This is a genomic window from Desulforhopalus glucosivorans, assembly GCF_054397165.1.
Window position 1 is genome coordinate 1462431 of the sequence record NZ_AP044854.1, and the last position, 13699, is coordinate 1476129.

The 13699-nt window shown below is 46.3% G+C and carries 7 protein-coding genes; all 7 read left to right on the forward strand.

The window, feature by feature from the left end; translation table 11 throughout:
* Positions 1-194: 194 nt before the first annotated feature.
* The 7 genes from ACX6CI_RS06250 (at position 195) to sat (ending at position 13674) form a co-directional block, all read left to right on the forward strand.
* The gene (locus tag ACX6CI_RS06250) at positions 195-677 is read left to right on the forward strand and encodes a pilus assembly FimT family protein (protein WP_458777303.1); all 483 of its coding nucleotides are present in this window, start codon (positions 195-197) and stop codon (positions 675-677) included.
* The gene (locus tag ACX6CI_RS06255; protein WP_458777304.1) at positions 674-1372 is read left to right on the forward strand and encodes a prepilin-type N-terminal cleavage/methylation domain-containing protein; all 699 of its coding nucleotides are present in this window, start codon (positions 674-676) and stop codon (positions 1370-1372) included. Before ACX6CI_RS06250 ends, ACX6CI_RS06255 begins: the two co-directional genes overlap by 4 nt.
* A 4-nt stretch (positions 1373-1376) precedes the next feature.
* A complete protein-coding gene (locus ACX6CI_RS06260; protein WP_458777305.1) occupies positions 1377-1955 on the forward strand; it encodes a type IV pilus modification PilV family protein in 579 nt (192 codons plus the stop codon).
* Positions 1956-1972: 17 nt separating this feature from the next.
* On the forward strand, positions 1973-2626 hold the full coding sequence (locus tag ACX6CI_RS06265; protein WP_458777306.1) for a pilus assembly PilX family protein: 654 nt from the start codon (positions 1973-1975) through the stop codon (positions 2624-2626).
* Between the two features lie 63 nt (positions 2627-2689).
* Positions 2690-11398: a PilC/PilY family type IV pilus protein gene (locus ACX6CI_RS06270; protein WP_458777307.1), complete on the forward strand. Its 8709-nt coding sequence runs from the start codon at positions 2690-2692 to the stop codon at positions 11396-11398.
* A 129-nt stretch (positions 11399-11527) separates the two neighbouring features.
* Positions 11528-11950 carry a hypothetical protein gene (locus ACX6CI_RS06275; RefSeq protein ID WP_458777308.1) on the forward strand — a complete coding sequence of 141 codons (423 nt, stop codon included), beginning with the start codon at positions 11528-11530 and terminating at the stop codon, positions 11948-11950.
* Positions 11951-12408: 458 nt separating this feature from the next.
* On the forward strand, positions 12409-13674 hold the full coding sequence (sat, locus tag ACX6CI_RS06280; protein ID WP_458777309.1) for a sulfate adenylyltransferase: 1266 nt from the start codon (positions 12409-12411) through the stop codon (positions 13672-13674).
* Positions 13675-13699 lie beyond the last annotated feature (25 nt).

Consider the following 13699-nt stretch of genomic DNA (forward strand, 5'->3'; position numbering starts at 1 on the left):
GGCCGTTTGTGACAAAAAATGTCATAAAAATATTTTACAATTACTTGCTATCTCGGTTTTGTAATAACCTTTCTTGGTGTGTTTTAGATGGAACATATCAGTGTTTACGGTACGAGAAGGATTAGTCGTCCTAACGGTATATATATTGCACTAAAATTGTTTGTCATTAATTGAAGAATTGGAGGCAGAGTTCTATGATCATAAAGAAGCGAAATGGTTTCACACTGATAGAGGTGATGGTAGTTGTTAGTATTATCGGGATACTAGCAGCGATATCAGTGCCGGCTTACCTCAGCTATCGTCCCAAGCAGCGTCTAAACCAGGCTGTCAACGAGTATCACAGTTTACTACAGAACGCCCGGATGCTCGCAATAAAAAATCGAGGTGACTGCTCGGTCTCATATACGGCTACTTCATACACAGTCAGCTGCACAACAAGTGAATATAACAAAGTGGTCAATCTTTCAGACTATGGTGGTAATATTGAATTCGTGCAGTATGACGGATCTTCCGGTGTCCCTGCGGCCCCCATTACTTTCAATAGTCGGGGTACCAGCAATCAGGAATATCTTCATATTACCAATAGTCAGCGGACAGAATTCTATCGAATTGGGCCTTTGATTTCCGGGGTCATCAGAAAAGATATAAGGGACGGTGGGGGGTGGACGTCGCTATGAGACTATTCTACGATGTGAGAGAGGCAAAGATCTCTGCTCAATTATCTAGGCAAGGTGGTTTTACCCTTACCGAATTGCTTATTGCTATGGTTGTATCTGGAATAGTTGTAGGGGCTACTAGTTTAGTTCTGGCGACGATGGTAAGGAACCATAACACCGAGGTTCGGGTTACGACCATGCACCAGAATCTCCGGTCCACTATGAATTATATGGAGCGTTATATCCGTATGGCCGGATACGACCCATTGGAAAGTGCAGACGCGGAGTTTACCAAACTGTTATCGAATAATATTGCTTTCACACGAGATAAAGGCAGACCGTCAGGGGTGAATATTGACAATGATCCAAACGGTGTAATCGATAGCCATTGGGAAGAGATGATTGAATTTAAGCTCGACGATGATCGATTGGAAAGGGTCGATGAAAATGGTGTGGGACATCTCCTTGCCGAAGATATAGAAGTACTAAATTTTGTCTATCTCGATAACGACGGCGATCCGACCAATAATTCAGATGACGTGCGGTCTGTGCAGATAGCAATTATTGCAAGATCAAGTGGTGGTTTTGTGAATGATTATAGCGATACTACAACGTACACAAATCAGCAGGGGGCGGTAATACTGCCGGCACAAAACGATAACATCAGAAGAATCATGCTCTCAAGCGATGTGAGTTGCAGAAATATGGAATGGTGATGACATGAAAGATTTTGATGATTTTTGCTGTAAATCCATTGGTGGTAAGAAGATGCCAGTACTTTTACTTATTCATAACCAGAAAGGTTTCACTTTGCTTGGCGCGCTGATCGGCATGGCAATTTTTGTTATTGGAATTCTGGCCATTTTTGCACTGCAGATACAAGCTGTCAACAGCACGAGCTCCTCCTTGAGGCGGACCGAAGCAAATACCTGGGCGCAGGATACCCTCGAGTCTCTTATTACCAGTCAGTATGATGATCCCGCTTTGGGGCCGGCGTGCGGGGGTGGTGATGATATCGACCCGCTTGAGACTGTGGACTGCGGAGGTACCCAGGGTGGTGGGTTTATTCATCAGATGAGTGAGGGACCATATACAATCAAATGGGTTGTATTTACCTCTGACCATAACGGGAAGAAAATAAATGATTACGCGATTATTAAAGACGACTTGATGTTTGATAATGTTAACAAGACACAGACTCTAAAAGATATTCCGGACAATACCAAACTCATAAGCGTCAATGTATCGCATCCCAGGGGAGAGGCAAGTCAGTTTGTCTTGCTTAAATCGGATACCTGAAAAAAGTAGGATAGATAATGATTCAAAAATCGTCTCAGAATGAATTAAAAAATGTACAGGCAGAGAAAGGTCCAAGTATCTGCCACGAAGCTGAAGGTGGCTTTATAACTATTATTGTTGTTATATTGATGCTTGGGTTGCTAACGATAATTGGTGTCTCAGCAATTAACATGTCAACGGTCGAATCGATGATTGTTCGCTCTGACGGCCAGATTAAACGTAATTTTTATATGGCTGAATCTGGAGCATATGAAGCGACGCAACGCCTTGAATCCGCGGCTACGACAGAAACCAATCCGACAGGCGGAGTCGCGTGGGTAGTGCCGACCACCACAGATATGACAATTTGGAGCAACTGGCTAGACAATAATGGCACGGCTAATGATTTTTCCGATGATTCCTGGACGGCCAATTCGACTCGACCTGAAACTTTTTTTACTACCGACACTGTGAATAATCCCGCAAATTTAGATGTGTTGATGCCTGGTACGCACACGAGCGATAATGTAAGGCTTTCAGCTCATTTCCAAGGTGTTGCGCCAGGTTCGTCATTGAAAGTAACGGGTGCAGCGGGAAGACTTTATGCGTTTAGTGTATTTGGCATGTATTCCGAATTGGCCACAAATCAGGGTGAAGCGCTCATAGAGATGGGCTATCGAAAGCGGTTTTAAATGGGTGACATGATGACTATGAGCAAGCGAAAGACAATTTCTTTCAGAAAATTGGTGGTTCCGGTGAATATTTTGCGTGCAGGTTTTTTTTCTGCAATATTGATGTTATTTTGTCTCGTTGGTAATTCCTATGCTGTTAATCTCACACTAAATGTGACTGGTGGCGTTGGAGGCAATGTTATAGGGCCAGCCGGCCTTGATTGTCCAGGCGGTGGAGTATGTGGTCCAGAAGATGTAGGCTTGGATGGAACTATTATCAATTTGAGTGCAACACCAGATAGTGGCTGGACTTTCGCAAATTGGACCGGAAATGTCACCGGTTTTGTTGTTGATGTGAATGATTCGAATCCCCAATTTGATATTGGAAGCACTGATAGACTCGTCACCGCTAATTTCAGCAAGATTAACTATGACCTGACGACCTCCATGGTAGGTAATGGTACGGTCACCGCGAGTACGACCTATACGTATGACCAAGGTCTTGCAGTGGTAGCATCACCGGATACCGGTTGGCAATTTGACGGCTGGACCGGTGCCGGCACAGGCAACCTGGTGGATCAGACTGTTGCATCGACCAGCATCAAGAACCCGACAACCTCTAATACCGATGTCGTTGCCAATTTCAGTAAGATCACCTACAACCTGACAACCTCACAGTCAGGCAATGGTACGGTCACTGCGAGTACGACCTATACCTATGACCAAGGTCTTGCAGTGGTTGCATCACCGGATGCCGGTTGGCAATTTGACGGCTGGACCGGTGCCGGCACAGGCAACCTGGTGGATCAGACTGTTGCATCGACCACCATCAAGAATCCGACAACCTCTAATACCGATGTCGTTGCCAATTTCAGTAAGATCACCTACAACCTGACTACCTCACAGTCAGGCAATGGTACGGTCACCGCGAGTACGACCTATACCTATGACCAAGGTCTTGCAGTGGTTGCATCACCGGATGCCGGTTGGCAATTTGACGGCTGGACCGGTGCCGGCACAGGCAACCTGGTGGATCAGACTGTTGCATCGACCACTATCAAGAATCCGACCACCTCTAATACCGATGTCGTTGCCAATTTCAGTAAGATCACCTACAACCTGACAACCTCACAGTCAGGTAATGGTACGGTCACCGCGAGTACGACCTATACCTATGACCAAGGTCTTGCAGTGGTTGCATCACCGGATGCCGGTTGGCAATTTGACGGCTGGACCGGTGCAGGCACAGGCAACCTGGTGGATCAGACTGTTGCATCGACCAGCATCAAGAATCCGACCACCTCTAATACCGATGTCGTTGCCAATTTCAGTAAGATCACCTACAACCTGACAACCTCACAGTCAGGCAATGGTACGGTCACTGCGAGTACGACCTATACCTATGACCAAGGTCTTGCAGTGGTTGCATCACCGGATGCCGGTTGGCAATTTGACGGCTGGACCGGTGCCGGCACAGGCAATCTGGTGGACCAGACTGTTGCATCGACCAGTATCAAGAACCCGACAACCTCGAATACCGAAGTCGTAGCTAATTTTAGTAAGATCACCTACAACCTGACTACCTCTCAATTAGGTATAGGTACGGTAACAGCGGATACGACATACGTATATGATCAAGGGTTAGCTGTAGTTGCATCACCTGCAGTCGGCTCGATTTTTCGAAGATGGGAAGGAAGTACCAGCAATCTTGTCGATTCTTCTCTGGGTACAACAAATATTAAAAATCCCATTTTATCAGATACGACGCTTAAGGCTATATTCGGTCATACAGTCACAGCCACTGACGATGGCATCGCCACGGTGTCGCCTACTGGTGTTACAGAAGTAGATTATGGCGATCTAGCTCCTTACACTATATCTTCTAATGATCCAGCATTTTGTGTCGCGGATGTAATGGTAGATGGTTCGAGTCAAGGGATGATCTATAGTTATACGTTTAACAACGTGACAGCAACACACACCATTAGTGCAAGCTCACGAGCTGTTTACACGGTATCGACAAGCATCGAGCCCGAAGCTGCCCGAGACGCCGGCAGATGGCGCGCTATAGACCATGCTACCGGAAATCCGTTTACAGGTTGGCTTCAGCATCAGGAATCTGCCAACATCCCTTGTGATGTAACCTCTGTCAGGATCGAATATAACACCGTGCTTTGCTGGGATTCGCCAGTTCCTAGCAGCGCGTTTGCAGCCAGTTCAAATCCAACTCCTACAGGTACTTATAGTCTTCAATCTTATAATTTATCACTGGGTGTTTCTGGTTCGGGAACTGGAGAAGTTACTGCTGTGCCTGGTGGCACTGGTGTGGGTACCTACTCAATCGATTGTGGCACTCAGGTAATACTTACTGCTTCCCTGGATCCTGGTTCGGATTTCATCAATTGGCTTGGCGATGTAGACGATCCTTTAAACTACAACACGACAATCAGCATTTATGAGGACGAGACGGTCACCGCGGTATTCGATTCGGTTCAATACGAGTTGTCGATCAGTGGTAGTGGAGGAGGAACTGTTTCTCCATCTGCTGGATCGCATTACTATGATCCGGATACTATCGTCACACTGATCGCTACGCCCAATGCAAACTGGACGTTTAAAAACTGGGTCGGTGATGTTTCCGATATCAATACTCAGTCGACCAAGGTGATTATGAGTAGTGACCAGACAGTGACTGCGATCTTTACTTCCTCGTCGAACCCTGATACCGACAATGACGGTGACGGATACACTGAAAGTGGCAACGGGACCAATCCTGGGGTGGACTGCAATGATAACAACGCTGCTATTCATCCTGGAGCTACTGAAATATGCGGTGATGGTCTTGATCAGGATTGTAACGGCAGTGATGCCACCTGCGCCGACGATAACGATTTTGACGGTTTTGTAGATACAGACGACTGTGATGACAACGATCCAACGGTATATCCTGGAGCGTCTGAAATATGTAGTGACAGCAAAATACAGGACTGTGACCGGGTTGCCACTTATTGCGCATCTGGTGATGACAATTTTGATGCAGCTTGTATTGCCCTGGCTGATCTGATTTGTGATCCTGACCTTACGGACGCTGACGGTGACGGTTTTTCTCCTTCGGCAGGTGATTGCGATGACACTGATTCAGCGATTCACCCTGGAGCCACAGATATCTGCGGTGATGGGATTGATCAGGACTGCTACGACGGTGACAGAATATGTGACGTGGCTGATACCTGTATCGAAATTTCAAATACCCCCCTGAACTCAGAAGTGCAGGCTCCACCTGCAAACATCATTTTCCTTCTAGATGATTCTGGAAGTATGGATTTTACGTCACTTTTAGTTGGGAGCAGCGGGGCTGACGGAATATTCAATGGTTATGAATATTCATTTGATGATCCGGGCGACAATACTTATGGAACTCGTTTCCCGATTGGCCGTTCAGAGCGAAGATTCTGGGAGTCACAATGGTCTGAGGTCAGTGTGCTATGGTACGATCCGCAATCTGAGTACTTTCCATGGGCTGATAACACCCATTCCTGGGATCCTACTTCATATGCTTCCTGGCCGTCATTGCCGGATGCAGATCCTGATAATCCGCGGAGCAATCCTGTTCATAATACACAAACCCAGACACTCAATTTTGCCTCAACGGCAGACAACGGTGGGGTTAATTCTACGACGTATTACACGACAATCTACGAACCTGGCGGACAGCGAATTACTGTTGCCCGCGATACGTCGAGTAACAGGACATATACTGTAGCCGATGCTGTGAGACTGGTAGGTGGCAACTCTCCTACCGTCACCCAAATAAGCGGTGGAAATGATGATGCCGAAGAGGAAAATGACGGTGATATGAGCCGGGGCAGTGTTGATCTCGACTTTGGTGGAGACACTGATAATATGCGGGCCGCTGGTATGCGGTTTGCCAGTGTCACCCTGCCTGCAGACTACTCTGTGGCGAATCCCATCACCGAGGCTAGGATTACTTTTACCGCAAGAACTAACAGGAGCGGAAATACTAATCTGACCTTTACAGGGCATAAGGTTGCTAATTCCCCTGAATTCAGTGGAACTGACGATGATATAACTGATCGTATTAGCGGAGGAGGCAGCAACCCTACAGGGAACACTGTTAACTGGAATTCAGTGCCATCATGGTCAGAGAATAACCAATACAACAGCCCGAACCTTGCCAGCATTGTTACTGAGATTTTGGAGACTGGCTGGACCGAAGGCAATCCAATAACCTTCATCGTTACCGGAAGCGGATCAAGAGAAGCAATTTCCCATAATGCGGATGCTTCACGTGCACCGATTCTGACCTTGAGAACTGCCACATCAACTACAGTAAACGAAATCACCATTGATAACACCGATGCTGAATTCATGTGGGATGAGAGTTGGGGGTATAGAACCACCGGCAGCGCATACCATCCTACGACTACTAACGAAAGGTACTTCCGCACAAGTAGGGGAGAACAGGCCTCAGATCCTGTTAATACAGCAACCTGGTTGCTCAATATTGAAAATGCCGGTTTCTATCAGATATTCACCTATAACCCGGATCTGGATGACAGCGACGAAAATGCGCTTTATACCATCTATTACGATGGAGGCACTCATAGCGGAGCTCTCCGTGTCAATCAGAGAAGAGTTGCAAATGGTGGCAACGGCGGTCAGTGGTTTGAGTTGGTGAAAAGCACGACCTTGAACGCTAACGAGTCAAAAGGTGATACGACTATTACGGTTAACGATTTGGGTGAGGCGCCTAGGGTCGGTGCCAAGTTCACTATAGATGGTGATGTGCAGATCTATACTGTTGCGTCTGGAAGTACTGCGACAACACTCAAATTTAGTCCTGGGCTGACAAGTGCTTATAGCAGTGGGGATTCTCTTGATTTTACCTTGTTCTGGTATCTTACTGCTAACACCAGCTCGCGAGATGCTCTGAATATTCATCGAGCACATTACTATAAGATGTCTGAGGTGATATCTACAACAACGACGAGCAGTTACAATGGCTCGACCTCGACACTGAATGTCGTAGGTGTAGGGACTGTTCAGGCAGGTGATCTTGTTAAACTCACTGACAGACCTGGGGCGTATCGGCTGAAGTCGGATACCACATCCACTACGCTCAGCCTGAAGAGTTCAATTGATGCTTCTTCTAACATGATCCCTGTGGGACAGGAAGTGGTCATCGTTAGGCCGTACTTGATCGTTCTTGATTCCCACGATATAGAGGGGAACGCACTCGGTGCAGATACCATCCAGTATTATCGTTATCAGGATGATGACTGGGACGGAGTTGCCGAGTTCGGTGAAGACAACAATATGGTTGACTATGGTGAACTGACTCGGGATCTGAGTCCACCGGCGGATGTTATTCCGCAGAAAAATTTTATTCGGACGACCAACGTTGCCGCCCTTGGCGCATCAAACCTCGACATTGAGTCAACCGGAACTGCAATTGCCCTCGGAACCACATTTACAGTAGAGGGTGAAACACTCGACCATACCGTGGTGTCGGGAACGACTGCAACCCAGTTACAATTTACTCCATCGCTGGGTGCTGCGGTGGCGTCGGGGGCCAAAGTGGTGTTCAATGACACTACTATTGTCTTTGACAGAAATTATACAGAAGACAAACAAAACTTAGCCAATTGGTACCAGTATTTTAGTCGACGCGAGCTCACAGCAAAAGCTGCTGTAGGTAGAGTGATAGCTGAAATGGAGGATGTCAATATCGGACTTCATTCGATAAATAATAGACTCAAGGAACCAGTTGTTTCAGTAAAACCGACAAATTATTTTAATGATGCGTCTTGTGATGCGACAAATAATTATTGTGATGAGACCGATTATCTTTTGACGAAACTCTACGCCTCATACTCAAGTGGTGGTACTCCGCTGAGAAGAGGACTTGAAAGAGTTGGCGACTATTTTGATCAGACAGACGGCTCTTCCGGTGGAATTGACAATCAAGTCTCACCTTATCTGTCTGCTGCTGAAGGTGGTGCCTGTCAGCAATCATTCGTTATTGCAATGACGGACGGTTACTATAACGGAAGTGATCCTGATCTTGACGGTGATGGGGATAACGATACTGGTTTTAATGCAGACGGAGATGGAAATACTGGCTGGGATGGTGGGGTTTATGGCGATAATGAGGAAGATACCCTCAGTGACGTAGCCATGCACTACTACGAGAGAGATTTGTCGACCACGCTTGACAATCAAGTTCCGAAAAACACAGTTGACCAGAATTCGGCCCAGCATATGGTGATGTACGGTGTCGCTTTTGGCGTTAAAGGTACATTACCTCCTGATCCAGCGCTCAGCTGTCCGCCGGATTGTGGATGGCCGACAAATTTTCCATTCAATAATCAGGAACGTATCGATGATATGTTTCATGCGACCGTCAACGGGCGAGGTGATTTCATAACTGCAACAAGCCCGCAATCACTCGTTGATGCCCTTTTGGCAATCAAAAGCGATATAGAATTTAAGACTGGATCCGGTGCTGCTGTCGGGATCACCCCATCCGGTCAGTTGAGCACCGAAACTCTTGTGTTTCAGGGGACCTATGAACCATCAAACTGGTCTGGTGACATCAGTGCATACGGTTTGGTTACGCTTGAAGAATATATTGCGGATCAGCAGCTGACGACACCTACAGGTATTAAGACAGGTCAGGTGAAGTATCCGAAGGCCTGGTCGGCAGCAGATACCATGAAAGCGATACGAGATAATGACACAGCATGGTGGCATAATGACGGTACAGGATCGCAGTCTTATATCCGGCAAGTTGTCAGCTATAACGGGGTCAAAGGTGTATCGTTTACCATGCCGTTAGACCCCACTGCGCCAACCGCAGATGAACTGACGCTTGGTCAGCTTGGTTCTCTTGGGGCTTCAACAGTTATCCAACAACAAAAGATCAACTATCTCCGGGGTGACGTGACCAACGAACAACCGAACGGCTACGCCTGGAGAGGAAGAGAAGGAGAAATTTTTGGCGATTTCATCCATTCGGCGCCCGGTCTGTTCATTACCACTGTTCTGAGTGCTGGAGACGGTGACGGTATAGATAACAATTCTGATGGCAGTATTGATGAAGTTGGTGAGGAGGAATCCAAACTGCTTGTCGGTGCAAATGATGGTGGTTTACATATTCTTAATGCCGATGATAATGGTCGTGAGTTGCTTTTTTATATTCCAGATCTGGTCTTTGACAACCTCGATGACCTTTCGGTTGCAAATCCGCTTTATCAACATAAGTACTATGTTGATAATTCTGTCTATGCAAAACGTCTTGGTGAGACAGCAACCGATCCCGTACTTGCGGTTGGTGGACTCGGTAAAGGTGGAAAAGGATATTATGCTATCAACCTCTCGGAGGTCACCAACGGTAGTAGTGAATCTAACGCGGCCAATATTGTCAAATGGGAATACCCTAATGCCAACCTGCTTGATAGTTCAGGGAACAGTTTAGCCGACACGAATGGCTATATGGGCTATAGTTACAGTATGGGGTACATTGTTCGCTCCAATGCGAGTGATGCTGACTGGATGGTTGTTTTTGGCAACGGCTACGAAAGTACCAGTGGCAAGGCTGTCCTGATTGTTTTAGGTCTTGACTCAAACGGCAATATTATCTGGCGTAATGAATTTAATACTGGTGTCGGGAACCCGACCCCTACCACGCCCAATGGAACTTGTAATGGGCTCTCTTCACCTGCTCTTATCGATGTCAACTTTGACGGCAAGGTGGATTACGCCTATGCTGGCGACCTTCTCGGTAACATGTGGAAATTTGATTTAAGCAGTGCGACCAGGGGGGACTGGGGAATTCCGTTTGAGGACAGTTCCGGTGTCAAAAAACCTCTTTTTACTGCTCAAGGTGCACTTAATCGGTTCGGCAGTGGATGGGAATCGACCCTGCAGCCCATAACAACTGAACCCGACGTAATTTCTGCCTGCAATACTACTCAGCAAGGTTACCTGGTGCTTTTTGGAACTGGGCGTTATCTCAAGAGCGGTGAATATGAGGATATAAGTCCTCAAACCATCTACGGTATTTGGGACTGGAGTAATGGGTTCACCGACCCTGCAGATAAAAAGAAGAGTTACCTGGGGTCGTTAAATCTGCCAAGTGAGGAAAATGCGTCACTGACACCGCCATATGTGCGTACTGTGTCAAATCAATCCGCCATACCGGTTACAAGAGACCCGGCCCGCACGGGTTCCACTGGCTTGTCGTTATTGCAGCAGACGCAGATTACTGGTGCTTCTGACCCAGCTGCTGCCGTTTACAGGGTAAACAGCGAAAACGTGATGAACTGGTATGATCCAATTACTGGAGATGGCGAACATGTGGGCTGGTTCTTCGATCTGCCTGGTAATGGGGAGCGAATGGCAACCGATCTTTTTGTGCGTGACGGCATATTGCGGTTTGTCACAGTGCAGCCTTCTGATTCACCATGTTCCGGTGGTACTATTTCTATTGTACAAGGGGTAGAGGCTTGCAACGGTGGTCGCTCGGATGAACCGTATTTTGATATAAACGGTGACGGGAAGATTAATTCTGATGATCTTATCGAAATTGACGGTGAAATGGTCCCACCATCAGGATATTATTCACAAGGAATGGTCTACTCACCCGCATCTGTTGCTATCGCGGGTACCGGTACTGCTGTTGATATTTCTAGTGTCTCTGATGCGTCGTTGAAGACGACGATCACAAAGGGTGAACGTATAGGTATAATCAACTGGCGCGAGATTGAGTAAATTCGAAATCTCGTGAGACAATAGGTAAGACAAAACAACATACTCAACCAAGACCACGTGTTTTGAAAAACATCCGGTGAGGGTTTTATGAAATTAATTAAAGTAGGAATTTTAGCGACGATTCTCCTAATGATCACTTTTACCATCGTTTCTGCTAAGGAACTGGCGGTAGAGGTGAAAGGAGATACCAGTCCAGATGGTGTTGGCTGGCTTGAGAGGATTAATACTCAAGAAAGGGAAGTCGTGATTAATGACCGGTTATTGCTGTTAACTGGAGAAACGAAGTTTTTCACCGTCGACGGGAAACTGTCTGATAAGAGCAGCTTTAGTAACGGGATGACGGTACAATATCTCCTCGAAGACAACATCGTTCTGGCCCTATGGCATGAGAATGATACCGACAATGAGCATGATCCAGAATCGCAGGCAGACGGTGCTGGTGTAACAGCTGGCGGCACCCAGAAAAAACAGGGTACCGAAACGTTGGATACCAAGTCTGCTCCGGATGGTAGCGGCTTCTACCAGCTTGAAAACGGTGTCTGGACCAATTAAGGATTCATTGACCATTTTAGGATAACAAAAGGACCTGGGTGTTTACTCTCCCGGTCCTTGCTTTTTTATGAGTTAGAGTAGAGCTTTAATACCAACTCTTTTTTCATTGTAAGTTTTTTATATGAAAGTGGCAAATCATTCTGATTCTGTCTTCCGCAAGTATACCATAGATGTTTCTATCGGATTTTTATCATAACCAAGTTTGGTCTGTAGGAAACGTTAGTAGTTAAAATAATACTGGATAGCTGCTTTACTTCCAAGCAAAGCGTTAGTGCCTTTTGAGGAGTTTTGACCTTTCGTGCGCAGCAATAGTGCCTTACGCTTTTCCCTTGACTTTTCACAGATTACTTTTATATATATTGCTCACAATGAATACTCGTTCAGTATGCCAAGCATTTAAATGTGCGGCATTTAGCTTTAGTTTTATATATTACAAATTTTAACAAAAGAGGTGTTCTATGTCTAAATTAGTAGCCCCACATGGTGGTAAAGGTTTGGTATGTGCGTTGCTTGAAGGCGCTGAGCTTGAAGCTGAAAAGGCAAAAGCGGCAGGTCTAAAGCAAATTGAGATCTCTGATCGTGCTAAAGGTGACTTAATCATGCTCGGTATCGGTGGTTTTTCTCCACTTACCGGCTTCATGAAAAAAGCTGATTGGAAAGGCGTTTGTGAGAATTTCCAAATGGCGGATGGCACCTTCTGGCCTGTTCCAATCACCCTTGATGTTGACGAAGCTGTTGCAGTGGGTGAAGAGATCGCACTCGTTAAAGATGGCGAAGTTTTCGCGACCATGGCAGTAGAAGAATGCTATGAGATGAGCGAAGCTGACAAGAAGTGGGAATGTGAGAAAGTATTCCTCGGCGAAGGTGAAGAGTCAGTAGATGGAAAGTTCTGGGAAATCGCACCTGAAGATCATCCTGGTGTTATCATGGTTATGGCACAGAAAGGTTTCAACCTTGCTGGTCCAGTTAAGGTAGTTTCTGAAGGTGAGTATCCTAAAGAGTACCCAGGTGTTTACCTCAAGCCTGCTGAGACCCGTGCAATGTTTGACGAGCGCGGATGGTCTAACGTTGCTGCTCTTCAGCTACGTAACCCAATGCATAGATCCCATGAGTACCTCGCTAAAATTGCTGTAGAAGTTTGTGATGGTGTTCTTATTCACTCTCTTATTGGTAACCTCAAGCCAGGTGATATTCCTGCAGAGACCCGTGTACAGGCGATTGATATTCTTATCGAGAACTACTTTGTTAAAGAAAACGTTATCAACGCTGGATACCCACTTGATATGCGTTATGCTGGACCACGTGAAGGCCTGCTCCATGCTACCTTCCGTCAGAACTATGGTGTTAACAACATGCTTATTGGTCGTGACCATGCTGGTGTTGGTGATTTCTATGGTCTCTTCGAAGCTCAGGAAATTTTCGATCGCATCCCTACAACTGGTGATGATGCAAAAGATCTCCTTTGTAAGCCAATGAAAATTGACTGGACTTTCTACTGCTCAGAGTGTGATGGTATGGCTTCACTCCGTACTTGTCCACATGACAAAGAATCCCGTGTTATCCTTTCCGGTACCAAGCTCCGTAAGGCGCTTTCTGATGGTGCTGAGATCGTGGATCACTTTGGACGTGATGAAGTTCTTGATCACCTCAAAGTATACTACGGTAACTTGAAAGAGAAAGTTGAAGTTAAGATGCAGGGTGCTGCATCTGGTGATTCTATGTAATCACTGACTTTTACAGTCTAAGAAG

Excerpts from the sequence above, each read along its gene's own strand:
- ACX6CI_RS06250 (WP_458777303.1), top strand. The coding sequence starts at position 195 with ATGATCATAAAGAAGCGAAATGGTTTCACACTGATAGAGGTGATGGTA.
- ACX6CI_RS06255 (WP_458777304.1), top strand. The coding sequence starts at position 674 with ATGAGACTATTCTACGATGTGAGAGAGGCAAAGATCTCTGCTCAATTA.
- ACX6CI_RS06260 (WP_458777305.1), top strand. The coding sequence starts at position 1,377 with ATGAAAGATTTTGATGATTTTTGCTGTAAATCCATTGGTGGTAAGAAG.
- ACX6CI_RS06265 (WP_458777306.1), top strand. The coding sequence starts at position 1,973 with ATGATTCAAAAATCGTCTCAGAATGAATTAAAAAATGTACAGGCAGAG.
- ACX6CI_RS06275 (WP_458777308.1), top strand. The coding sequence starts at position 11,528 with ATGATCACTTTTACCATCGTTTCTGCTAAGGAACTGGCGGTAGAGGTG.
- sat (WP_458777309.1), top strand. The coding sequence starts at position 12,409 with ATGTCTAAATTAGTAGCCCCACATGGTGGTAAAGGTTTGGTATGTGCG.